Annotated in this window: 20 protein-coding genes; 4 read left to right on the top strand and 16 right to left on the bottom strand. The window is 67.7% G+C overall.

What is annotated here, in order from left to right:
* Positions 1-34: 34 nt before the first annotated feature.
* The 10 genes from HCT51_RS12815 to HCT51_RS12860 form a co-directional block, all read right to left on the bottom strand.
* Positions 35-835, bottom strand: a complete 801-nt coding sequence (locus HCT51_RS12815) for an ABC transporter permease (RefSeq protein ID WP_166878560.1) — start codon at positions 833-835, stop codon at positions 35-37.
* A gap of 10 nt (positions 836-845) precedes the next feature.
* Positions 846-1,760 (bottom strand): ABC transporter permease, encoded by a 915-nt coding sequence (locus HCT51_RS12820; RefSeq protein WP_166878565.1) that lies wholly within the window; start codon positions 1,758-1,760, stop codon positions 846-848.
* Between the two features lie 24 nt (positions 1,761-1,784).
* Positions 1,785-2,966, bottom strand: coding sequence for an ABC transporter substrate-binding protein (locus HCT51_RS12825; RefSeq protein ID WP_166878568.1), 1,182 nt, complete (start codon positions 2,964-2,966; stop codon positions 1,785-1,787).
* A gap of 40 nt (positions 2,967-3,006) precedes the next feature.
* Positions 3,007-4,113, bottom strand: coding sequence for an ABC transporter ATP-binding protein (locus HCT51_RS12830; RefSeq protein WP_191413618.1), 1,107 nt, complete (start codon positions 4,111-4,113; stop codon positions 3,007-3,009).
* Between the two features lie 75 nt (positions 4,114-4,188).
* Positions 4,189-5,013: an aldo/keto reductase gene (locus HCT51_RS12835; protein ID WP_166878576.1), complete on the bottom strand. Its 825-nt coding sequence runs from the start codon at positions 5,011-5,013 to the stop codon at positions 4,189-4,191.
* Positions 5,014-5,016: 3 nt separating this feature from the next.
* Entirely contained in the window at positions 5,017-6,135 is a 1,119-nt protein-coding gene (locus HCT51_RS12840; RefSeq protein WP_243844230.1) for a bifunctional 2-methylcitrate synthase/citrate synthase, read from the bottom strand.
* A 26-nt stretch (positions 6,136-6,161) separates the two neighbouring features.
* The gene (gene prpB, locus HCT51_RS12845) at positions 6,162-7,067 is read right to left on the bottom strand and encodes a methylisocitrate lyase (RefSeq protein WP_166878583.1); all 906 of its coding nucleotides are present in this window, start codon (positions 7,065-7,067) and stop codon (positions 6,162-6,164) included.
* On the bottom strand, positions 7,067-8,575 hold the full coding sequence (locus tag HCT51_RS12850) for an MmgE/PrpD family protein (protein ID WP_166878587.1): 1,509 nt from the start codon (positions 8,573-8,575) through the stop codon (positions 7,067-7,069). Before HCT51_RS12850 ends, prpB begins: the two co-directional genes overlap by 1 nt.
* Positions 8,576-8,597: 22 nt before the next feature.
* Positions 8,598-9,248, bottom strand: coding sequence for a GntR family transcriptional regulator (locus HCT51_RS12855; protein WP_166878592.1), 651 nt, complete (start codon positions 9,246-9,248; stop codon positions 8,598-8,600).
* 83 nt (positions 9,249-9,331) lie between these two features.
* Positions 9,332-9,727: an ArsR/SmtB family transcription factor gene (locus HCT51_RS12860; RefSeq protein WP_166878595.1), complete on the bottom strand. Its 396-nt coding sequence runs from the start codon at positions 9,725-9,727 to the stop codon at positions 9,332-9,334.
* Between the two features lie 943 nt (positions 9,728-10,670).
* On the opposite strand from HCT51_RS12860, the gene HCT51_RS12865 reads away from it, so the two are divergent.
* Entirely contained in the window at positions 10,671-11,120 is a 450-nt protein-coding gene (locus HCT51_RS12865) for a VOC family protein (RefSeq protein ID WP_166878599.1), read from the top strand.
* A 16-nt stretch (positions 11,121-11,136) separates the two neighbouring features.
* Positions 11,137-11,853, top strand: coding sequence for a winged helix-turn-helix transcriptional regulator (locus HCT51_RS12870; protein WP_166878602.1), 717 nt, complete (start codon positions 11,137-11,139; stop codon positions 11,851-11,853).
* On the opposite strand, the gene HCT51_RS12875 is transcribed toward HCT51_RS12870, so the two are convergent.
* Genes HCT51_RS12875 through HCT51_RS12890 form a run of 4 tightly spaced genes read right to left on the bottom strand, consistent with a single transcriptional unit; the run spans position 11,850 to position 14,438 of the window.
* Complete coding sequence (locus tag HCT51_RS12875; RefSeq protein WP_224760484.1) at positions 11,850-12,602, bottom strand: ABC transporter permease; 753 nt, start codon at positions 12,600-12,602, stop codon at positions 11,850-11,852. The two genes, HCT51_RS12870 and HCT51_RS12875, sit on opposite strands and share 4 nt — an antisense overlap.
* Positions 12,602-13,516, bottom strand: coding sequence for an ABC transporter ATP-binding protein (locus HCT51_RS12880; RefSeq protein ID WP_166878605.1), 915 nt, complete (start codon positions 13,514-13,516; stop codon positions 12,602-12,604). The genes HCT51_RS12875 and HCT51_RS12880 overlap by 1 nt, the downstream gene beginning before the upstream one ends.
* On the bottom strand, positions 13,513-13,809 hold the full coding sequence (locus tag HCT51_RS12885; RefSeq protein ID WP_166878609.1) for a transcriptional regulator: 297 nt from the start codon (positions 13,807-13,809) through the stop codon (positions 13,513-13,515). The genes HCT51_RS12880 and HCT51_RS12885 overlap by 4 nt, the downstream gene beginning before the upstream one ends.
* Complete coding sequence (locus tag HCT51_RS12890; protein WP_166878613.1) at positions 13,806-14,438, bottom strand: hypothetical protein; 633 nt, start codon at positions 14,436-14,438, stop codon at positions 13,806-13,808. Before HCT51_RS12890 ends, HCT51_RS12885 begins: the two co-directional genes overlap by 4 nt.
* A 239-nt stretch (positions 14,439-14,677) precedes the next feature.
* Between HCT51_RS12890 and hrpA the strand changes: the two genes are divergently transcribed.
* Together hrpA and HCT51_RS12900 are read left to right on the top strand one after the other, a co-directional pair.
* Positions 14,678-18,466: an ATP-dependent RNA helicase HrpA gene (gene hrpA, locus HCT51_RS12895; RefSeq protein WP_191413621.1), complete on the top strand. Its 3,789-nt coding sequence runs from the start codon at positions 14,678-14,680 to the stop codon at positions 18,464-18,466.
* 55 nt (positions 18,467-18,521) lie between these two features.
* Complete coding sequence (locus tag HCT51_RS12900; RefSeq protein WP_166878617.1) at positions 18,522-19,178, top strand: Pr6Pr family membrane protein; 657 nt, start codon at positions 18,522-18,524, stop codon at positions 19,176-19,178.
* A 22-nt stretch (positions 19,179-19,200) separates the two neighbouring features.
* On the opposite strand, the gene HCT51_RS12905 is transcribed toward HCT51_RS12900, so the two are convergent.
* Positions 19,201-20,055 (bottom strand): hypothetical protein, encoded by an 855-nt coding sequence (locus tag HCT51_RS12905; RefSeq protein WP_166878620.1) that lies wholly within the window; start codon positions 20,053-20,055, stop codon positions 19,201-19,203.
* A complete protein-coding gene (locus tag HCT51_RS12910; RefSeq protein WP_166878623.1) occupies positions 20,052-22,661 on the bottom strand; it encodes a DUF4062 domain-containing protein in 2,610 nt (869 codons plus the stop codon). The genes HCT51_RS12905 and HCT51_RS12910 overlap by 4 nt, the downstream gene beginning before the upstream one ends.
* Positions 22,662-22,666 lie beyond the last annotated feature (5 nt).

Raw genomic sequence — 22,666 nt, forward strand, 5'->3', positions numbered from 1 at the left:
TACGACGGGCGTCGGAGGATGAGGAAGGGCGGGCCTACGGCACCTTCTGCTCCGCGCCCGACAGCCGCTGCGCGAAGTAGATCGGCGCGATCGACACCAGCACCATCACGACCGCGATCACCGCCACGACCGGCGCCTGGTTCGGCCGGAACATGTTGTTCAGAATCCAGATCGGCAGGGTGGTCACGCCGGAGCCCGCCGTGAACGTGGTCACGATGATCTCGTCGAAACTGAGCGCGAACGCCAACAGGCCACCGGCCACCAGCGCCGAGCGCAACTGCGGGAAGGTGACCAGCCGGAAGGTGGTCCACAGGCCGGCGCCGAGATCCGCGGAGGCCTCCTCCAGGCTCGTGCCCATCCGGCGCAGCCGCGCGATCGTGTTGTTGAACACGGTCACGATGCAGAAGGTGGCGTGGGCGATCACCACGGTCCAGATCGACAGCGGGATGCCCATCATGGTGCGGAACGCGTTGTTCAATGCCACACCGGTGATGATGCCGGGCAATGCGATCGGCAGGATCACCAGCAGGCTGATCGCATCCCGACCGAAGAAGTCGTAGCGCTGCAGCCCGATCGAGATCAGCGTGCCAAGCAGCAGCGAGACCAGCGTGGCGATCAGCGCCACCTGCACGCTGGTGCTGATCGCGTTCAGCGCGCCGGCGCTGTTCGCGGCGCGCACCCACCACTCCAGTGTGAACCCGGGCGGTGGCCAGCTGAGGCTGGTGCTGGTGCTGAACGAGTTGATGAACACCACCGCCAACGGCAGGTACATCACCAGCAGGATCAGGATGCTGATCGCGGCGAGTACCCCGCGGGCGGCTTTCCCCAGACGCATCCGTCTCCTCCTACAGGTTGTTCAGGGCGCCGGTTCGGCGCACCACGGCGAGGTAGCCGAAGATGATCACGATCGGGATGAGCGCGATCGCCGCCGCGAGCGGCAGGTTGTTGGCGGTGCCCACGTTGGTGTAGACGAGGTTGCCGAGCATCTGACTGGCGCCGCCGACGATGTTCACGGTGATGTAGTCGCCGAGGCTGAGCGCGAAGGCGAAGATCGACCCGGCAATGATCGCCGGCCAGATGATCGGCAGCACCACCAGCCGCAGGGTCGGCCAGGTCTTGCCGCCGAGATCAGCGGATGCCTCGAGCAGCGAGTCCGGCACCCGCTCGAGCCCCGCGTAGATGGGCAGGATCACGTACGGCAGCCACAGGTACGCCAGCGTGATCACCACCGCGGACAGCCCGTAGCCGGGCGTGCTCAGCCCGAACGGCTCGAGCAGCCATTGCAGGATGCCCTCCTGCGACAACACTGACCGCCAGGCGTATGCCTTCACCAGGTAGCTGGCCCAGAGCGGCAGCAGCACCGCCACCACCAACAGCCGCTGCATCCGCGGCGACGCGACCTTCGCCATGTAGAACGCGATCGGCAGGGCGATGGCGATGTCGATGATCGTGACGAGCACCGCCACCCCGACGGTGCGCACGGTCACCGTCTGGTACAGCGCTCCGGTGACCACGGTGATGATGTTGTCGAGTGTCCAGTCCTGCGAGATCTCGCCGGTGAAGCTGTCCACAGTCCAGAACGCGGTGATCAGCAGCGCGATCAGGGCGACGATGTAGACCAGTCCGAGCCAGACCAGCGGCGCGGACAGCAGAAGCGACAGGCGTAGCCGCGGATGTCGGCTGAGCAGCACCGACCCGCGCCGGGCCGCGCTGTTGCGCGACCGCGGCGTGTCGGCGGCATCCGTCGTTCGGGTGGCCATCGTCGTGCTCCTGCTGTCTCGGCGCTATCCCTTGATCTCCTGCCAGGCGGTGGTCCAGGCGCCGTAGTCGGTGCACTCGACATCAGTGCGGCCGTCCAGGCACTCCGCGATCGGGGTGGACCAGTACCAGATCTGCGACGCGTACTCCTCGTCGCCGGCGTGGTACGCCTCGCACGAGCCCTCGCTGCGGAACTCGCATGCCGCCTGGTTCGACGGAGCCTCACCGAAGTACTCGGTGGCTGCGGCATTCGCCTCGGGGCTGGCGATGTAATCGAGCCACGCGTAAGCGCAGTTCGGGTGCTCGGCGGCGGAAGCGATCATCCAGGTGTCGGACCAGCCGGTGGCTCCCTCGTCGGGCAGCACCACCTCGACCGGAGCGGTTCCCTCGAGCGAATTGGCCATCACCTGCCAGGTGGTGCCGACGACGGTGTCACCGGTCTCGAAGGCCTGGATCTCCTTGAGGTAGTCCGACCAGTACTCGCCGATGTGCTGCCGTTGCGCCTTGAGCAGCTCCACGGCCGCGGCCAGTTGCTCCTCGTCCAGCGCGTACGGGTTCTCGATGCCGAGCTCGGGCTGATGCGTCATCAGGTAGACGGCGGCATCCGCGATGTAGATGGGCGAATCGTACGCGGTCACCTTGCCGCTGTACGGGGCTGCCGCGTCGAACACCACATCCCAGGAGGTGGGCGCCGGGGTCACCTGTTCGGTGTTGTACATCAGCAGGTTCGCGCCGTAGCCGTGCGGAATGCCGTAGGCGACACCGTCGACGGAGTTCCAGGACTGCATCTTGAGGAAGTCGTAGATGCCGTCGTAGTTCTCCAGCAGGTCGGTGTTCACCGGGGCCACCAGGTCGGCAGCGACCAACCGCAGCGACGCGTCACCGGATGCAACGACCACGTCGTACCCGCCGGTGCGCATCAGGTTGAACGCTTCGTCTGAGGTGCCGTAGCTCTTGCTGGTCACCTCACAGCCGGTTTCCTCCTCGAACGGGGTCACCCAGTCGACGTTGGGGTCGTTGCTGCCGTCCTCCGCGTAGCCGGGCCAGTTGAGCAGCGAGACGGAGCCTTCGAAGTCGCCGAGCTCCTCGGCGGGAGCGGCGGTTTCGCCGCCGCCGCCCTGCGTGGTGCCACAACCGGCGAGCACGACCGAGGTCAGTGCAACGCCTGCCAACGCCACCACGGAACGGGTGGGGGTGATCAGCTTCATTACTGTCTCCATTCGGTTCTCACGTGGACCGGGTCGTCGCTTACGGCTGTGTCGTCGGCACCGTTTTTTCCGCGGGTGAACCCTGCACGCCGTTGTCGGCAGCATCAGCGGGTTGCTCGGAGGCGCGGTCGCGCAGGGACGTGACATCCACGTCCCGCCAGCCCACCAGCACCCGCGAGCCGCGCTCGTCGTCGAGGCGGTGCGCGTCGTTCTGCTCCAACACGGTGAGCCGGGTGCCGTTGTCCAAGTCGACGATCAACCGGGCGCCGCTGCCCAGGTAGATGGCCTCGACCAGGGTGCCCTCCACGGTGCGGTCGGCGGCCAGCGGGCTGCCGAGCGCGGCGATCTCGATCTTCTCGGGACGCAACGAGTGCACCCCCGACCGGTTGAACAGTGCCGCGGATGCCTCGGGGCTGAAGATATTGGACGTCCCGACGAACCCGGCGACGAACCGCGATGCGGGCCGCTCGTACAGGTCGGCGGGGGTACCGAGTTGCTCGACCTTGCCGTTGTTGAACACCGCAACCCGGTCGCTCAGGGTGAGCGCCTCTTCCTGGTCGTGGGTGACGAAGATGAAGGTGATGCCGATCTCGCGCTGCAATTGCTTGAGCTCCACCTGCATCTGCTCGCGCAGCTTGAGGTCGAGCGCACCGAGCGGTTCGTCGAGCAGCAACGCCTTGGGCTGCACCGCCATCGCCCGGGCCAGCGCCACCCGCTGCCGTTGACCGCCGGACAACTGCGCGGGGCGTCGGCCCCCGAATCCGCTCAGCTGCACCGTCTCCAGCATCCGCTCCGCCTGGGCCCGGCGCTCGGCGCGACCGACCCCGCGCACCCGCAAGCCATAGGCGACGTTCTCGAGCACGCTCATGTGCGGGAACAGCGCGTAGTCCTGGAACACCGTGTTCACGTCACGGTCGAACGGCGCCCGCTCGGTGACGTCCTGGCCGAACAGCGAGATGCGGCCAGAACTGGGTTGCTCGAATCCGGCGATCAGCCGCAGCACCGTGGTCTTGCCGGAGCCGGATGGCCCGAGCATGGAGAAGAACTCCCCCTCCACGATGTCGAGGTCGAGGTGGTCGACAGCGTTGACCGCGCCGAAGCTCTTCGTGACGCCTGCCAGACGGATCGCAGGGTTGTCGCCGGCCACAGTGCCTCCTTGCACCCCTGACTCAGATCATATGGAACTTGATCGCGTTAGTCAGGGGGTGAGGTCACAGCTTGATTACGCCGCGGGGTCGGATCCCACTCGCGCGGAACGCTCCAGTGCGCTGATCGCGGCCACCTCGTCGTCGCTCAGCTCGAAGTCGAACACGTCGAAGTTCTCGGCCATCCGTGCCTTGTGGTCCGACTTCGGGAACACGATATTGCCGGTCTGCAGGTGCCAGCGGATCACAGCCTGCGCCGGGGTCTTGCCGTGGGCGTCCGCGGCATCCGTCACCGCTTGCTCGCCGAACAGGTCGTACTTGCCCTGGCCGAGCGGCGCCCACGCCTCGATCTGGATGCCCTGCGACCGGGCGAACTCGGCCACGTTGTGCTGCTGGAAGGCCGGGTGCAGCTCGATCTGGTCGACCGCCGGCATGATGCTGCCCTCGTCGAGCACCCGCTGCAGGTGGGTGACAAGGAAGTTCGACACCCCGATCGAGCGGGTGCGGCCCTCTGCCTGCAGCTCTTCCAGCGCAAGCCAGCTGTCGATGTAGAGATCGCGCGCCGGGGTCGGCCAGTGGATCAGGTACAGGTCGACGTAGTCGAGCCCAAGCTTCTCGAGGCTGGTGTCCATGGCGCGGAACGCCGAATCGGTGCCCTGGTCGTCGTTCCACAGCTTGGTGGTGATGAACAGTTCGTCTCGCGGGATTCCGGATGCCGCGATGGCCCGCCCCACCCCTTCCTCATTTCCGTAGATCGCCGCCGTGTCGATGTGCCGGTAGCCGATCTCCAGCGCGTCGCTGACGATGCGCTCGGTGCGGCCCGGATCAACCTTGAAGACGCCGAAGCCGAGCTGCGGAATCCGGTGGCCGGAGTTGAGGGTCAGGGTGGGGACGGAGGACATTCGCTACACGTGCCTTTCTTCGACGCCGTTGTACAGGCTCAGCGGACGGATGAGCGCGTTCGCCTCGAGCTGTTCCATGATGTGCGCGGTCCAGCCGGTGATCCGGCTGGCCACGAACAACGGGGTGAAGGTTAGCGTATCGAACCCCATCAGGTGGTACGCGGGACCCGACGGGTAGTCGAGGTTGGGCTTGATCGCCTTGCGGTCGTCCATGGCTGCCTCGAGCTTGTCGTAGAGCTCAGCCAGGTCAGGCCGGTCGAACTCAGCGACGAGCGTGTCGAGGGCGGCTTTCATCGTGGGCACGCGCGAGTCGCCGTTCTTGTAGACACGGTGGCCGAAGCCCATGATCTTGCGTTTCTCCGCGAGTGCCTGCTCAAGCCACGCCTCGGCCTTGTCTGCGGTGCCGATCTCGTCGAAGATGTGCATCACCGCTTCGTTAGCGCCGCCGTGCAGCGGCCCCTTGAGCGCGCCGATCGCCGCCGTCACGGCGCTGTACAGATCGCTCAGGGTCGAGGTGACCACGCGAGCCGTGAAGGTCGACGCGTTGAAGGAGTGCTCGGCGTACAGGATCATCGACACGTCGAACGCGCTCACCACGGCCAGATCGGGCACTTCACCGAAGGTCATGTGCAGGAAGTTCGCCGAATATGCAAGGTCGTCGCGCGGCTCGACCAGATTCTCGCCACGGCGGCGGCGCTGGTCGTACGCGACGATGGCCGGCAGCTGAGCGAACAAATAGACAGCGCGTCCTTGGTTGAGCGTGCGGTCGGTCATGCCGTTCGGCTCGGCAAGCGTGGTGTCGAGGGCGCCGATCGAGCTCACCGCGGTGCGCACGACATCCATGGGGTGCGCCGTCAGCGGCAACTCGTCGATGATGCGCTTCGTGCGGGCATCCAGGTGACGCAGCGAGCGCTCCAGGGCCTGGAACTCCTCCAGCTGCGCCGGCGTCGGCAACTCGCCATGCCAGAGCAGGTAGGCGACCTCTTCGAACGTGCACGCCGCGGCGAGTTCCTGCACGGGGTAGCCCCGGTACAGCAGCGAATTCGTCTCGGGGTTCACCTTAGAAATCGCGGTCGTGTCGACCACGACCCCAGCAAGGCCTTTGCGGATCTCGTCGGTCATGTTGCTCCTTGGTGTGGTGAGGGTGGTCATCGGATGCCCGGTACCTGAAAGTTGAACACGCCGGAGTCGAACGCGCTATACGCCTCGTAATCCAGCAGCTCGTAGAGTCGCGCCCTAGTCTGCATGTCGGGCACGGCGGCGGACTGCGTGCCATCCGCCTTGATCGCGTCGAGGGTTCGCTCGGCGGCCCCCATGGCGCTACGCAGCAGGGTGACGGGGTAGATCACCATGTTGATGCCGGCGCTGGCCAGCTGCGACGTGGTGAACAACTCGCTCTTGCCGAACTCGGTCATGTTCGCCAGCACCGGAACCTCGATCGCGTTCGACACCGCCTCGAACTCGCCGAGGTCCTTCATCGCCTCGGGGAAGATCGCGTCGGCGCCGGCGTCGACCAGCTGCTTGGCCCGGTCGATCGCAGCCTGCAGACCATCGACGGCACGGATGTCGGTGCGCGCCATGATCAGCAGGTTGGGGTCCCGGCGGGCATCGGCGGCGGCGCGGATGCGCTTCACGGCGGTGTCGGTGTCGACCACCGCCTTGCCGTCGAGGTGCCCGCAGCGCTTGGGATTGATCTGGTCCTCGATGTGCAGGCCGGCGAGCCCGGCATCCTCGAGTTCCTGCACGGTGCGGGCCACGTTCATCGGTTCGCCGAAGCCGGTGTCGGCGTCGACGATGGCTGGCAGGTCGGTCATCCGGGCGATCTGCTTGGCGCGTCCGGCGACCTCGGTGAGCGTGGTCAGGCCGATGTCGGGCAGGCCCAGGTCGGCGGCGAGCACGGCGCCGGAGATGTAGACCCCGTCGAAGCCCTTGTCCTGGATCAGCCGGGCGCTCAGCGGGTTGAACGCGCCGGGCAGCTGCAGCAGCTCGCCGCTCGCCAAGCGTTCGCGGAAGGCCGCGCGCTTCTCGGCGGCTGTGGTGGTGGCGTAGAGCATTAGAAGATTCCCTTCGTTCCGGCCGACGGCACGGAGCCGGTGACGGTGAGTCCGGCGAGCTCGGCGGCGGTCAGCTCCGGCAGCCGCTGGGCGGTGTCGAGGAAGCGGTCGATCTCGTCCGCGGCGAGCACTCCGTCGGCGAGGGTGCGGAACTTCTGCACGTATTGCTCGCGGGCGAACGGGCGGGCGCCGAGCGGATGCGCGTCGGCAACGGCGATTTCGTCGACCAGGCGGGTGCCGTCGGCGAGGTCGATCTCGACCCGGCCACCGAACGCCTTCTCGGCGATGTCGGTGGAGTGGTAGCGGCGGGTCCACTCGGCGTCCTCGACCGTGTTGACCTTGTGCCACAGCTGAACGGTGTCCGGCCGGCCGGCGCGCTCGGGCGCGTAGGAATCGACGTGATGCCAGCTGCCATCCTGCAGGGCGACCGTGAAGATGTACGGGATCGAGTGGTCGAGGGTCTCCCGGCTGGCGGTCGGGTCGAACTTCTGCGGGTCGTTCGCTCCGGTGCCGATCACGTAATGGGTGTGGTGGCTGGTGTGCAGCACGACCCTGGTGATGTTGTTCGGGTCGCGCAGTTCGGGCCGCTCGGTGCCGAGCTTGCGGGCCAGGTCGATCCAGGCCTGCGCCTGGTACTCGGCCGAGTGCTCCTTGGTGTAGCTGTCCAGGATCGCCCGGCGGGCCTCACCCTGTTCGGGCAGTGGCACCTCGTAGTGCGCGTCCTTACCGTCGAGCAGCCAGGCGATCACGCCGTCTTCACCCTCGTAGATCGGGGTCGGGCTGGTCTGGCCGCGCATGGCACGATCCACAGCCTCGACGGCCATCTTGCCGGCGAACGCGGGGGCGTGCGCCTTCCAAGTGGAGATCTCGCCCTTGCGCGACTGCCGGGTGGCGGTGGTGGTGTGCAGCGCCTGGCCGATGGCCTGGAAGATGGTCTCCTGGGACAGCCCGAGCAGGGTGCCGATGCCGGCCGCGGCCGACGGGCCGAGGTGGGCGACGTGGTCGATCTTGTGCTTGTGCAGGCTGATCGCCTTCACCAGGTCGATCTGGATCTCGTAGCCGGTGACGATGCCGCGCAGCAGTTCCTCGCCGCTACGGCCGGTGTGCTGGGCCACCGCGAGGATCGGCGGGATGTTGTCGCCGGGGTGCGAATACTCGGCGGCAAGGAAGGTGTCGTGGTAGTCGAGTTCGCGCACGGCCACGCCGTTGGCCCACGCGGCCCACTCGGGGCTGGCCTTGACGGTGCTGCCGAAGACGGTGGCGCCGGTGCCGGTGCCCCGCGGTTGCCCGGCCTGCTCGGCCTGGTCGCGGGCGGCGAGCACCGGTGCCCGGCCGAGCGACGCGGTCGCGACGGACGCGTTGTCGATGATGCGGTTGATCACCATGTCGGTGACCTCGGGCGTCACATCGACGTGGTCGGCGGCGACCCCGGCGATCTTCCAGGCGAGCTGGTCTTCACGCTGCAGGTTGTCTGAGCTGGGGTGAACGCGGACAGGATGGAGTTTCACGAACGGCGGTCCTTTCGAGGGGTTATGCCGGACCTCGCGACACGGTGGTCGCGAGGGCGTTTTGGAGGGCGCGGTGGAGGTGCAGGTGGGTGGCGTGCGCGGCCAGGTCGGCGTCGCGCGCCACGATCGCCTGGGCAATGGTGAGGTGCTCCGCTGCGGCGGCACGAAGTCTCGGGGTGTCGTCTTTCGCCAGCCGCCGGATGCGAACCAGATGGGTGCGCAGGTTGCGCAGCGCCGTCACGAGGTATGGGTTGGCGACCGCGTCATCCAGTGCCTCGTCGAAACGGCGGACGAGGTCGTAATAGGCGTGCCGCGCCGGGTCGTCGGCTTCGAGCATCTCGGGCACTGCCCGCAGCTCGCGCTCGAGCGCCGCGAAGACATCGGGGTCGCCGCGCTCGGCGGCGAGCCGCGCTGCTTGCTCTTCGAGCGCCCGGCGAACCTCGAACAGTTGGCGGATGTTGTCGACCGAGACATCCGTCACCACGAGGCCGCGGCCGGTCTGCTGGGTGACCAGCCCGTCGGCGCTCAGCCGAGCGAGCGCCTCCCGCAGCGGGGTGCGGCTGACGCCCAGACGGGTGGACTGCTCAACCTCGGCGAGCACGCTGCCCGGCGGCAGTTCCCAGTCGATGATCTCGTCACGCAGGGTGAGGTAGGCACGGTCGCTCGCTCGCATCTGACCCGCCCTCGCTGACCCCGGTGATGGCCACTCCATCACGCTCTGTATACACAGCCTGCTACCCTCTCTGTATACAGAGCTCACCCTTCGGAGTCAAGTTGTTCCCCTTTTTCCACGCTCCGATGCCACTCTGTATACAAATTAGGGTCGAAGTTGTCCATGTGCCAACGCTGAGGCGCGTTGGCTTCATGCCAGCCGATGCGTCGCTCCCACAGGTGCAGCAGCCATCCGCACTGAGCGGACAGTGCCGCGAGGGCATCGGGTTCCAGTGAATACCGCCGCTCATTCCGGTCACCACGAACCTGCACCCACTTGATCCGCACCAGCGTCGCCAGGTGTCGTTGCACGGCCGTGCGCCCGACACCGAATTCGACGCTGACGGCCAAGGTCAGTTCGCCAGATGTGTGCGAGCCGCTGCAGAGAATTTCGACGACTCTCCGCCGCGCCGGATCGGCGAGAACGGCAAAGGGATGCATGGACTAGCTTTACCGCGGCTGCGGATCGGCCGGGGGCGGCATCACCCGATGTGTGCACAACGCCGGTCGGCCCACCCGCGGGAGGACCAGTGCTTCGGTCTAGCAGAGACGCGCCGGCGTGGAGCCGCCGGTAGCCGTGGTGTCCTGGCCTTGGCGTCCCAGGCCCTGGTGTTCGCACCGAAGCCGCAGGGGTCAGGCCCTGCGGCAGACCCCAGCAAAAAAGGTTCCGATTTGCGGAATGTCACCCGCGCGTGACCGGCGCCCTCGCGGCCCCCGGTCACCGATTGCAAGCGACACGCAATTAGCGCGGCAGCCTCAGGCCTGCGGCAGGGTCACATCCACAAAATTCCCGGCCAAAAGGTTCCGATTTCGGGAATGTCACCCGAGAGAGACACCGCGAAGACGCACCAGCCGACCATCGCCGGAGTCCGGCCATGATTCGCCGGGTCTACATTTGCGCGCCTGTCACTCTGGAGCGACAGACGCAAGAGCCGCACCCGCCAGCGCCACCCGGCAACCCGCGCCCCGCGCCTGCGCCCGCGCCTGCGCCTGCGCCTGCGCCTGCGAGTACAGCCACACTCGCCGTCCGCGCGAGTCACCCCAAAGTGACATACCCGATTGCGGCCATCCGCGTGGCGCACCAACTTGCTATCCATAGGGGTCTGCCGGGGTCCAGCCGGACCCCGCGGGGTCCCGCATGTGCTGTCACTCTCGGGTGACACACGCAAAAGCCGCACCCGCCAGCGCCAATACAACCGCCACCCGGCACCCCGGAGCCCGGAGCCCGCACCCGCCGTGCAGGCGCGTCACCCGAAAGTGACATACCCGATTGCGGCCACCCGCGTGGCTCCTCCAACTTGCTATTGACAAGCGTGCTTGCTTTTTGCAAGCTGGAGATGTGCCTTGCGGAAGGCCCGCAGGGCGGCTAGTCAAGGGAGACACAATGGCCACCGACATCTTCGTCAACCTTCCGACCTCTGATCTGGATCGCTCCAAAGCGTTCTTTGAGGGTCTCGGCTGGAAGATCAACCCGCTGTTCACCGATGAGAACGCCGCCTGCGTTGTCATCGACGAGCACGTCTACCTCATGGTGCTGACGCGTGACTTCTTCAGCACCTTCACCGACAAGCCGATCGCCGATCCGAGCACCTCTCTACAGGTGGAGACGGCATTCAGCCGGGACTCCCGGGAAGCGGTCGACGCCATCCTCGAGAAGGCCATCGCGGCCGGCGGCACCGAGCACCGCCAGCCCCAGGACTACGACTTCATGTACGCCCGCGACTTCGAAGACCCCGACGGCAACCTGTTCAGCGCGCTCTGGATGGACCCCGTCGCCGCCGAGAAGGGGCCCGAGGCATTCATGGCCCAACAGGGTCAGGGCCAACAGGGCTAAGGCGCCTGAACACTCGATGGCGGCACGCAACTATGGGCAGTACAGCGGGCTGGTCAGTGCCCTCGAACAGGTCGGCGAGCGATGGGCCATGCTCATCGTTCGCGACCTGCTCGTCGGGCCCCGCCGTTACAGCGACCTCAAGCAGGGCCTGCCGCGCATCCCGACGAACATCCTGAGCACCCGCCTCAAGGACCTCAACCAGGCTGGAATCGTGCGGCGGATGCCTCTCGCCCACGGCTTGGTCTACACCCTCACCGACTACGGCCGCGGGCTGGAGGACGCCATCCTGGCGCTCGAACGCTGGGGGTTCACCGCACTCGATGAGGCGGACGAGAGCGATCCGGTCACCGCCGACTCGATCAGCGTCGCCTTTCGGGCGGCTTTCAGGCCGGATGCCGCGGCGGCAGCTTTCCGGACCGTTTACGACCTGCTCTTCCCTGACTTCGGGCTCACCCTCGTGGTCGACGGCGGCACCCTCGCGGTGACCAGAGCGCCGGCGACATCCCCTCCCGCGACATCCGCCCACCTGGTATTCGCCACCGACGCGCGCATTCACGATGTGATATCCGGCCGAATCGACGCCGCGCAGTCCGTGCAGCGAGCTGCCGTTCGCGTGCTCAGCGGCGACCCGGTGCTGCTCGAGCGCTTCACGCAGACGTTCCGCGTCGAGACTGCGCACACCATCGCTCCGGGCGCGGAGAACGACGGTGTGCGTGGCCTCAGCGGCGCCTAACGATAGCGCCGTCCCTCGTCCCGTTTGAAGAGCACGAGTGCCACCGCGAGCAGCACGGCAGTCCAGACGATCAAGCCGAGCCACACCCAAGGCTCGAGCTCGCCGCCCTGCACCGCCCAGATCACGAGCTCACGGGCCTGCCGCGACGGAAAGAACATCGACAGCGAGTTCAGCCACGGCGCGAACAGCTGCGGCGGGTAGAACAGCCCGCCCGCGAACGCGAAGCCGAACATCACAATCTGCACCACCGCGATCGCCGCCTTTGCAGGCATCGAGTAGCCGATGCAGATGCCGATCAGCATGAACGGCAGCGCGGATGTCGCGAGCGCGAGCAGGCCGAGCGCGATGCGCCCGACGGATGCCTCAGCCTCGGTGAACAGGGCACCGATGGCGATCACGGGCAGGATCGCCACGATGCCCATCAGTCCGATCGAGAACACGTAGCCGAGCACCCGCGACATGCCCGGCACCGGCAGGGTACGTAGGTAGGGGTCCCACGGCTTCTCGCGATCTTCCGAGATGGAGATGCCGAAGTTGAACAGCGAGTTCGCCATCACCGCGAACACGCTCATGGAGATCACCGCCTGCGTGGCAAACACCGGGTCGCCGGCGACCGCCTTTTGCGGCACCACGAAGAACAGCAGGGAGAGCGCGGGAAAGACCAGCGCTCCGATCACCGCGATCGGCACGCGCATCGTCTCGAGCAGCGAGTACTTGGCGTGCACGGCGGCAAGGCGGATGGTCGACATCAGTTCTGCTCCTGGAGGGCGTCTGCGGCGGTCAGGGTGAGGAAGGCTTCCTCGAGGGTGGCGCCGCGGACGGTGAGATCGCGGAAGGCGATGCCCGACCGCACCAGCGCGACCACGGTTTCGTCGGCATCGCGGCTGACCAGGGTGTGCGAGCCGTCCGGCTCGGGCTGCGCGGTCACCACCCCGGGCAGGCTGGCCAGGGCGTCCGGGGCAGTGAGGTCGGCGACATCCGTTCTCAATCGGATCATGCGGACGCCCACCTGGCCGAGCACGGCGCCGAGGCTGTCGTCGGCGAGCACCCGCCCGTGGCCCATCACGATCACGCGCTCGGCGAGCGCCTCGATCTCGTCGAGGTAGTGGCTGGTGACGACCACGGTGGAACCGGCGTCGTGCTGGCGGCGGACGGCGTCCCAGAGCGTGCGCCGGGCATCGACGTCGAGGCCGGTGGTCGGCTCGTCGAGCAGCACCAGTTTCGGGCGCCCGACGAAGGCGAGCGCGACACTCAGCCGGCGCTTCTGCCCGCCGGACAGGGCACCGGTCTGCCGCTTGAGCAGGTCGGTCAGGCCGAACTCGTCGGCGAGCGCGATGGTCGGCACCGAGTCGGCGAAGTGCGCGCCGATGAAGTCGATCACCTCGCCGACGCGCAGGGTGGGCGGCAGCGCGGTCTCCTGCGGGGTGCTGCCGAGCGCGGCGCGGGTGCGGTGGTCGGAGGGGCTGCCGCCGAACAATTGCACGGTGCCGGATGTCGGGCGCCGACGCCCCTGCAGCAGCGACAGCAGCGTGGTCTTGCCTGCACCGTTCGGCCCGAGCAGCCCGACGATGCGGCCTGACTCGATCTCGAGCGACACGTCATCCAGGGCGGTGACGGCGCCGAAGCGCCTGGTCACATGGTCGAGGCGGGCAAGTTCGGTCATGGTTGGACTCCCAGTACGGCTCGAAGTGCTTCGGTGTAGTCCTCGAAGGCGCGGCGGCCGCGCGTGGTGAGGGCCAGGTAGGTGATCGGGGTGCGGCCCTGGTGGGTTTTCGTGACGGCGACGTAGCCGGCATCCTCCAGCTTGCGCAGGTGGGTGGACAGGTTGCCGGCGGTCATCTCGAGCAGTTCCTGCAGCCGGGGAAACGACATCTGGTCGCCGACCGGGATGGCGGCGAGTGTGGCGGTGATCCGCAGGCGGGCCGACGCGTGGATCACCGGGTCGAGCTCGATCATGACCGCCGCCGTTCCGCCCGGATCCGGCCGAACGTCACTGCGGACGCGACGAGGAACGCTCCCCCGCCGCCGATGGCCATCACCAGGTTGTTGTTCGGGTTGCCGAAGAACGGGGAGAGCGCGCCGATGATGAGCAGCACGATGCCGAGCACGAGTTGGCTGCGCTCGTTCCAGAGGGCGGCCCCGGTGAGGTACATCGCGCCGGCCATCAGCGCGTACGCGGACGGAAAGTACAGCGCGGCGAGCTCCTGCGACATCCCGTTCTGCAGCAGTCCCATGCCGAGCACCGCGAACGCGCCGCCGAGCAGTGACCACGAGATGCCGTACACGGCGCCCTGGAAGTTCGAGGTGCCGCGGATGCCGCGCCCCATCCGGATGCCGACCAGCGCCGACGCGACGATCGAGCAGACGATGAGCGCGCCGAAGATCGCGCCGGCGACCGGCAGCGGTAACCAGCCGAGCGCGTCGGCCAGCCACAGCAGCAGGAAGCCGACCAGCCAGGCGACGCCCCACACCGCGTACAGCACGGTGACCGGCTTCAGGTAGGCGAGCCCCACCGCGCGCTGCTGCCGTTCGAGCAGGGCGAGCATGGCGGCCGGGTCGAGCGGTTCGTCGTCGTGATCATGCATGACCACTTTGTATCACAAACCTGTTTGCGGTCGCAATGGGTTTGCAGGAGTCGAGGGACGGAGTTCGGGGGCTCGGGAGGACGGAATCCCGGATTTCGTCCGTCCGAGCGCGCGATCTCCTTCGCTCCGGCGTCGGCCGGGGCTGCGAGGGCATTCGCGGGCGGGCAGGGCAGGCCCGGACCGGGCCGGAAGTTGACCGGGCCGGAGCGCTGACCGCGCCGGAATAGGATGGAGCGCTCATGATTCCCGCCCAGATCTTCTACCCGCCCGAGCTTCCGGTCAGCCAGCGGCGGGAGGATATCGCGCGCGCCATCAGCGAGAACCAGGTGGTGATCGTGGCCGGCGCCACCGGCTCCGGCAAGACCACGCAGCTGCCGAAGATCTGCCTCGAGCTCGGCCGGGAGTCGATCGGCCACACCCAGCCGCGCCGCATCGCCGCCCGCACCATCGCCGAACGCGTCGCCGAGGAACTCGGCTCCGAGCTCGGCGACCTGGTCGGCTACCAGGTGCGCTTCACCGATCGGGTCAGCAAGGACACCAAGGTCAAGCTGATGACCGACGGCATCCTGTTGAACGAGATGCACCGCGACCGGCTGCTCAGCAAGTACGACACGATCATCATCGACGAGGCCCACGAGCGCAGCCTCACCATCGACTTCCTGCTCGGTTACCTGAAGACCCTGCTGCCGAAGCGCCCCGACCTCAAGGTGATCATCACCTCGGCCACCATTGACCCGGAGAGTTTCGCCCGGCACTTCGCCGCCGCGGATGGCACGCCGGCGCCGATCATCGAGGTCTCCGGACGCACCTACCCGGTCGAGGTGCGGTACCGGCCGCTGGTGGCGGAGGTCACCGAGGAAGACGAACTCGACGGCGAGATCAGCGAAGACAAGGACTACATCGAGGGCATCACCGCCGCCATCGACGAGCTGGCACGCGAGAAGCCGGGCGACGTGCTGGTGTTCCTGAGCGGTGAGAACGAGATTCGGGATGCCGAGGACGCCCTCAAGGGCCGCGCCGGATCGGACACCGAGATCCTCCCGCTCTACGGGCGCTTGAGCTCGGCCGAGCAGCACCGGGTGTTCGAGACCAAGCGGTCCCCCGGCATCCGGCGCCGTGTGGTGCTGGCCACCAACGTGGCGGAGACCAGCCTGACCGTGCCGGGTATCAAGTACGTGGTCGACGCCGGTACAGCGCGCATCAGCCGGTACAGCGTGCGCTCCAAGGTGCAGCGGCTGCCGATCGAGGCCATCTCGCAGGCGTCGGCGAACCAGCGGTCGGGACGCTCCGGGCGCACCAGCGACGGCATCGCCATCCGGCTCTACTCGGAAGAGGACTACACCCGCCGGCCGGAGTTCACCGAGCCGGAGATCCTGCGCACCAACCTGGCGGCGGTGATCCTGCAGATGCTCGCGCTCGGGCTCGGCGACATCCAGCAGTTCCCGTTCCTGCAGCCGCCCGACTCGCGCGGCATCAAGGACGGCGTCGACCTGCTGCGGGAACTGGGCGCGGTGGAGGCAGGCGGGAAGGGTGACGACACCGGCATCCGCATCACCCGGATCGGCCGGCAGATGACGCAGCTCGCCGTCGATCCGCGCTATGCCCGCATGATCATCGAGACCAAGATGCAGGGCAGCACCCGCGAGGTGCTGGCGATCGCCGCCGGGCTCTCGATCCAGGATCCGCGCGAGCGTCCGCTGGAGAAGCGCGCGCACGCCGACCAGCTGCACGCCCGCTTCGCCGACCCGACCAGCGATTTCCTCAGCCTGCTGAACCTGTGGAACTACCTCAAGGAGCAGGAGCAAGAACTCTCCGGCAGCGCGCTGCGCCGGCTCTGCCGCGCCGAGTACATCAACTTCCTGCGCTTCCGGGAGTGGGAAGACGTCTACCGGCAGCTCAGCCGGGCCGCCAAGCAGCTCGGCCTGCACATCGGCGAGCCGAGCGCGAACCCCGACGGCATCCACAAGGCCCTGCTCAGCGGCCTGCTCAGCCACATCGGGCTGCGGGACGCGCAGAAGAAGGACTACATCGGCGCCCGCAACCAGCGCTTCATGGTGTTCCCCGGCTCGGGGCTCGCCAAGAAGCAGCCGCCCGCGGTGATGGCCGCCGAACTGGTGGAGACCAGCCGGCTGTTCGCCCGCACCGTCGCGGCGATCGACCCGGCCTGGGCCGAGCCACTGGCCGGCGACCTGGTGAAGCGCACATACTCCGAACCGCACTGGGAGAAGAAGCAGGGCGCGGTCGTCGCCTACGAGCGGGCCACCCTGTACGGCGTCCCGATCGTGCAGCGCCGGCGCACCCAGTTCTCCCGCATCGACCCGGCATACGCCCGCGAACTGTTCATCCGGCACGCGCTGGTCGAGGGCGAGTGGGACATCAGCCAGCTCGACCGCCGCGTGTTCGGCTTCGACCGGGACAACCGACGGCTGCGCAAGGAGCTCGAAGAGCTCGAGGAACGCACCCGCCGCCGCGACATCCTGTACGACGACGAAGCCGTCTTCGAGTTCTACGACCGGCGCATCCCGAAAGACGTATCCTCCACGCGGTCGTTCGAGAAGTGGTGGCGCGCCGCCCGCCGTGACACGCCAGAGCTGCTCACGATGACGCCGGAAACCCTGGCCGGCGACACCCGGGTCGACGACAACGCGTTCCCCACCAGCTGGCGGCAGGGCGACCAGACCCTCAGTCTCAGCTACCGGTTCGAGCCGGGCTCCGACGACGACGGCGTCACCGTGCAGATCCCGCTGCCGCTGCTGGCGCGGCTCTCCCCCGCGGGCTTCGACTGGCTGGTGCCCGGCCTGCGAGAGGACCTCGTCGCCGCGCTGATCAAGACCCTGCCGAAGGCGATCCGCCGGAACGTGGTGCCGGCGGCCGACTGGGCTCGCACCCTGCTCGAGGCGGTTCCGGATGACGCGGATCTAGCCGAAACCCCGATCACCGAGTTCCTCGCCACCCAGATTCTGCGCAAGACGCACACCCCGGTGTCGCCAGACGACTTCGAAACCGACCGGTTGCCGCCGCACCTGCGGGTGACCTTCGCGGTGGCGAACGAACGCGGCCAGCTGCAGGCGCGCAGCAAGGACCTCGTATCGCTGCAGCACAAGCTGAAGAGCCGCGCTCGCGAGTCGGTGGCGAAGGCCGCGGTGCGCACCCCGCACGCTTTGGAACGCTCCGGCCTGACCGGCTGGGATTTCGACGAGCTGCCGAAGGTGATCGACATCCGGCAGGGCGGCAATGTGATCCGGGCGTATCCGGCGCTCGTGGATGAGGGCAGCACGGTCGCGATCCGACTGATGAGCACGCCAGAGGACCAGGCCGCCGCAACACCCGCCGGAATCCGTCGACTGCTGCTCGCCGGCATCCCGTCCCCGCTCAGTTACGTGAAAGAGCACCTCAGCCAGAGCGAGAAGCTGCTGCTCGCCACCAGCCCCTACCAGAACGTGCAGGCGCTGTTCGACGACTGCCTGGTGGCCTGCGTCGACGACGGGCTGCGCCAGCTGGCCGCGGACGGGTTGCTCTGGCGGCGCACCGACTTCGACGTGGCGCGCGAACGCATCTCGGCCAGCCTCGTCGACTCGTTATATGCCGCCGTGGGAATGGTCGCCAAAACCTTGGCCGCCATGCGCGACGCCGAGCGTGCCTTGAAGTCCGCGACCAGCATGACCGTGCTGCCCGCGGTGGCCGACGCCCGGGAGCAGATGGGCGCACTCGTCTATCCCGGCTTCGTGTCGCGCACCGGCCTGGCGCAGCTGCGGCACCTGCCCCGCTACCTGCAGGCGGTCACCGCGCGGATGGAGAAGCTGCCGACGGATGTCGCGCGCGACCGCGTCTGGATGAACGAGGTGCAGAGCTCCACCGCCCGCTACCAGGCGGCGGGCGGCACGCTGCCGCTGGCGCCCGGCGCCGCACCGCACCTGGTGCACGCGCGCTGGCTGCTGGAGGAACTCCGGGTCAGCCTGTTCGCGCAGCAGGTCGGCACCGCGGAGCCGGTGTCGAGCCAGCGGATCCGGAAGCTGCTCGGCGGGTAGCAGGTCGACCCGATACGATCGAATCCGATCCGTCGGGTGAAATGAGACTTTCTGCATGACTTTCGTACAACCGGCGGCTATCCGTCCAAAATTTCGCGTCCTCAGGCTCACCGTGCGGTTGCTCATGGCGGTGCTGATCCTGGTCGCAGTGACCGGGACGTTCATCGACACCGCCAACAACGGTGCGGTCAACCCGTTTAACTTCTTCGGGTACTTCACGATCCAGTCGAACCTGTTCTATGCGGCGGCGCTGGTTGCGGCGGTCGTCATCGAGGCGCGTCGCGAACGGGTCGGTGATCTGATGCTGGTCGCCCGGGCGTCGATCACCACGTATCTGGTGATCGTCGGGTCCGTCTACGCCACGCTGCTTGCCCCACTGGGCGTCGGTTCCATCGCCCCGGCCTGGGCAAATGTGGTGCTGCACATCGTGACGCCGATCTTTGCGGTACTGCAATGGCTGGTCTCTGCCGACCGCCGCCGGATCCCGTTCCGCCGTCTGTGGCTGCTGCTGATCTACCCGTTCGTCTGGATCGTCGTCGTGCTCATTCGCGGGGCGACCGACGGCTGGGTGCCCTATCCGTTCCTCGACCCGGCCGCCGGGTACGTGGTGCTCGCGATGTATTGTGCGGCCATCCTGCTCGCGATGCTCACGGTGGGAAGCCTGGTGGTTCTGGCCAGCCGTGCGCCGACGCTGATGCGGCAGACGAGGTAGCGCTGAGGCGCGGTAGGCCCACCTAGGCAGGCGCGGGGCGGCGCAACCGCCGCAACTGCGTCTCGCACGACAGGTAGAAGGCCAGGTAGATCACGAGCGACAGCTCGATGCCCAGGACGAACAACAGCGCGGCGGGTCGAGTCCAGTCGAGGTCTTGGGCGCGCAGCAGCACGGCCAGCGTCAGGAACAGCAGGCTCACGATCTGCGCCTGGAACATCCAACGGAACGAGCTCCAGCGGGTATCCCGCAGCAACCACAGGTTCACCATGCCGGGCAGGGTGAGGATGGCGCCGACCACCCGCGTGGTGAGCGGGGTGAGGGGCCAGGCCCACAGCGGCTGTAGCAGCGTCGGGATGAAGAACATCAGCAGCCCAGTGACGAGCGCCGCCAGCCCGATCAGCCCGAGCACCACCCGCCACACCAGCGGGATGACATAGTCGCGGGCCTCCGGCGCCCCGGTGTCCTCACGCCGGTTCATCAGGTACGCCACGAGCGCCACAACCGGTGTGGTCAGGTACAGCGTCAGCCAGGCGATGAACGACGGATGCCCGTGATGGAAACGCTCCCAGTGCAGCAGGGTGGACGCCGCGAGCAGCGCCGCGAACACCACCACGGCCGGGAAGCCGTACGCCACCCGGTGCCACATGCGCAGCCGCAGCACCTGCGCGAAGAACCAGATGCCGCCGACGTATGCCGACGCCAGGAACATCGCGGTGAGCGGCGGATCTATGGTCCAGGCGAACAGTTGCTCGGTCTGGCTGGCCAGGATGTAGAGGAGGATGACGGCGGCAATCAGAAACGGGATCACCACAATCGACACCCACCGGGTAAGCGGCAGCACCCGGTCGGTGCGCTGGGCGGTGCCGGCGGCGGTCATCGGGCACGCACCGACAGGGCGTACTGCACAGCGTCGTCGACCGCGAGGGTGCGGCCCGCCAGCCGCGACCGCTCGAACTCTCCGGCGTTTTCGCCGGCCAGGATGGAGTCGACGAATCGCTGGTGAAAGGTGAACGTCGGCGCGTCGTACAGCCCGCTGCGTTCCCGCAAGCACTGTGCGGCGCCGAATAACCGGCCCGCCCGCTCCGGCTCTCGATCGGATGCTGCAATGGCCACCAGGCCCTCCAATCCGTATGCCACTCCCTCGGCGTGGCCGAGGTGTTCAGAGAGCGCCAGGCTCGACTCGAACTCGCCACGCGCCTTGTCGAGTTCACCGAGCAGCAGGTGCGACCACGCCAGATGGTGCAGGGCAATCGACTCGCCGAGTTCGTCCTGCTGCTGCCGGGTGAGGGCAAGGCTCTGCTCGAACTGGGAGAGGGCCGCCGGCACGTCCTGCTGCAGCAGCGACACCCGGCCGAGCGTCACCAGCGCCATCGCTTCACCCCATCGATCATGGATGCCGCGGAACAGCCCGAGGCTTCTCTCCAGAGTCTGCTGGGCCTTCGCCGGGTTCGGCTCGGCGGAGGCCAGCATCGACAGCGCAAGCGACACCAGGGCAAGGGCCTCGCTTGCCACCTGCTGCTCGCGATGGAACAGCGCGGCACTCTCCTCCAGCCCCGGCATCACCAGCTCGTCCGGGTCCTGCCAGAAGGTGATGGCGCGCGTGAAGTACAGGGCGATCGCCCTGGTGTGATCCGAGAGCGACTCCCCCGACGCTAGAACCTCGTCCATCCAGCGCCGCACGTCGCCGAGATGCCCTGCCACCCACCAGTACATGTACAGGTCCCAGGCGAACTCCGCGGCCGCGTCGTAATCGTGCTCGTCAAGCAGGTACCGTGCCGTGGCCCGCAGGTTGTCGCGATCCTCGGCGAGCCGGGTGACCCAGTCGCGCTGACCAGCACCCTCCAGCCCGGGTTCGGCGGTGAGCCCCAGTTGCACGAAGTAGTCCGCGTGCCGCCGCCGCAGCTCGCCGAGTCGTCCGCTGGCTTCCAGCTGTTCCACCGCGTATTCGCGCACCGTGGCGAGCATGGTGAAGTACGGCCGGTCACCCCGGTCTTGCTGGCGCACCAGGCTGCTGTCCACCAGACCGCCGAGCAGCGTGAGTGCGTCGACCCCGGTGTCGGTGCCGGTCACCTGCTCCGCGGCATCCAGTGCGAAACCGCCCTCGAACACGCCCAGCTGCGCCAGCAGTTCTCGTTCACCGGCGCCCAGCAGTTGGGTGCTCCAGTCGATTGTGGCGCGCAGCGTCTGTTGCCGCTCGGGCAGGTTGCGCACGCCGCCGCTCAGCAGCGCCAGCCGGCGGTCGAGCCGCTCCAGCATGGCCGTGGGCGGCAGCACCCGCACCCGCGCCGCGGCCAGCTCGAGCGCGAGCGGCACCCCGTCGAGGGCGACACAGATTTTCGCGACCGCCTCCACGTTGCCACCGGTCAGTTCGAAGTCCGGCTTCACCGCGTGTGCCCGCTCCACGAACAGGGCTACGGACGGCACGGTGAGCACGTCGGCGATGCTCGGGCTGCGGGTGACGTCGGGCAGCTCGAGCGGGCCCACCTCGAACGCGTACTCGGCTGACACCCGCAGCCGAGTCCGGCTGGTGACGAGAAAACGCAGCCCCGCCGCCGACGCCAGCAGGGTGGTCAGCAGCGGTGCGGCATCCAGCACCTGCTCGAAATTGTCGAGCACCAGCAGCACCCGACGGTCGCGCAATGCGGTCTTCAGCTTGTCGTCCAGCGGTCGGTCACCGGTGTCCTGCACACCGAGCGCGTCGGCGATGGCGGTGGGCACCAGGCCCGGGTCGTGCACCGAGGACATGTCGATGAACACCACGTGCTCATGAGGTTCCTCGTCGACCCTGCCGGCGACGTCGATCGCGAGACGGCTCTTGCCGATGCCTCCCGGCCCGATGAGAGTGATCAGGCGCGCCGGGCCGGCTCGCAGCACGCGCATGATGTGCTGCACCTCAGCCTCACGTCCGATCAGCTCGGTCAGGGCGACCGGGATCGCACTGGGCTGGTCGGTGGACACGTCGGTCGTCGTCGGCGCGGCCTGCCCCGGGGCGGATGTCGCCACGCTCTGGTCGAAGCGTTCGGCCAGTAGCGTGGCCACGTCAGCGGTAATCAGCCTGCCGAGTTCTCTGGGGTCGCTGAACGACTTGAACGAGACGGTGTCATCGGTGCGGATGCGGTCCAGCAGCTCGGTCAAGCGGGGTTCCCGCCCGGTGGCCGGGTCTTTGATGTAGATCAGTTTGGGCACGCCCTGGGCCAGGTTGTACTCGTCCTCCAAACCCGACACGTCCTCGCCGGGTGCCACCCAGCCGTAGTTCTCCCAGTACAACCCGACGAAGATGTCGCTCTGCGCCAGGTAGGCGCGGTACAGCTCGCGGGGCGGATGCGGCCTGGCGCCCAGCTCGAACATGACGGGCGCGAGGTGAAGCCGCTCGATCGCCGTTCGGGAGGCTTTGCGTTCTGCCGCGAGTTCCTTCAGCGTCGAACTGACGAAGACGCGCAGACGTTGATCGGGCGTACGGATGGCACCCGAAGATCGGTCCATACCGG

It is taken from the genome of Salinibacterium sp. ZJ450, assembly GCF_011751885.2.
Classification (GTDB): domain Bacteria; phylum Actinomycetota; class Actinomycetes; order Actinomycetales; family Microbacteriaceae; genus Ruicaihuangia.

Bases quoted from the DNA above. Each gene is read 5' to 3' on its own strand.
- HCT51_RS12815 (WP_166878560.1), bottom strand. From the start codon at position 835: ATGCGTCTGGGGAAAGCCGCCCGCGGGGTACTCGCCGCGATCAGCATC.
- HCT51_RS12820 (WP_166878565.1), bottom strand. From the start codon at position 1,760: ATGGCCACCCGAACGACGGATGCCGCCGACACGCCGCGGTCGCGCAAC.
- HCT51_RS12825 (WP_166878568.1), bottom strand. From the start codon at position 2,966: ATGAAGCTGATCACCCCCACCCGTTCCGTGGTGGCGTTGGCAGGCGTT.
- HCT51_RS12835 (WP_166878576.1), bottom strand. From the start codon at position 5,013: ATGTCCTCCGTCCCCACCCTGACCCTCAACTCCGGCCACCGGATTCCG.
- HCT51_RS12840 (WP_243844230.1), bottom strand. From the start codon at position 6,135: ATGACCGACGAGATCCGCAAAGGCCTTGCTGGGGTCGTGGTCGACACG.
- prpB (WP_166878583.1), bottom strand. From the start codon at position 7,067: ATGCTCTACGCCACCACCACAGCCGCCGAGAAGCGCGCGGCCTTCCGC.
- HCT51_RS12855 (WP_166878592.1), bottom strand. From the start codon at position 9,248: ATGCGAGCGAGCGACCGTGCCTACCTCACCCTGCGTGACGAGATCATC.
- HCT51_RS12860 (WP_166878595.1), bottom strand. From the start codon at position 9,727: ATGCATCCCTTTGCCGTTCTCGCCGATCCGGCGCGGCGGAGAGTCGTC.
- HCT51_RS12865 (WP_166878599.1), top strand. From the start codon at position 10,671: ATGGCCACCGACATCTTCGTCAACCTTCCGACCTCTGATCTGGATCGC.
- HCT51_RS12870 (WP_166878602.1), top strand. From the start codon at position 11,137: ATGGCGGCACGCAACTATGGGCAGTACAGCGGGCTGGTCAGTGCCCTC.
- HCT51_RS12875 (WP_224760484.1), bottom strand. From the start codon at position 12,602: ATGTCGACCATCCGCCTTGCCGCCGTGCACGCCAAGTACTCGCTGCTC.
- HCT51_RS12880 (WP_166878605.1), bottom strand. From the start codon at position 13,516: ATGACCGAACTTGCCCGCCTCGACCATGTGACCAGGCGCTTCGGCGCC.
- HCT51_RS12885 (WP_166878609.1), bottom strand. From the start codon at position 13,809: ATGATCGAGCTCGACCCGGTGATCCACGCGTCGGCCCGCCTGCGGATC.
- HCT51_RS12890 (WP_166878613.1), bottom strand. From the start codon at position 14,438: ATGCATGATCACGACGACGAACCGCTCGACCCGGCCGCCATGCTCGCC.
- hrpA (WP_191413621.1), top strand. From the start codon at position 14,678: ATGATTCCCGCCCAGATCTTCTACCCGCCCGAGCTTCCGGTCAGCCAG.
- HCT51_RS12900 (WP_166878617.1), top strand. From the start codon at position 18,522: ATGACTTTCGTACAACCGGCGGCTATCCGTCCAAAATTTCGCGTCCTC.
- HCT51_RS12905 (WP_166878620.1), bottom strand. From the start codon at position 20,055: ATGACCGCCGCCGGCACCGCCCAGCGCACCGACCGGGTGCTGCCGCTT.
- HCT51_RS12910 (WP_166878623.1), bottom strand. From the start codon at position 22,661: ATGGACCGATCTTCGGGTGCCATCCGTACGCCCGATCAACGTCTGCGC.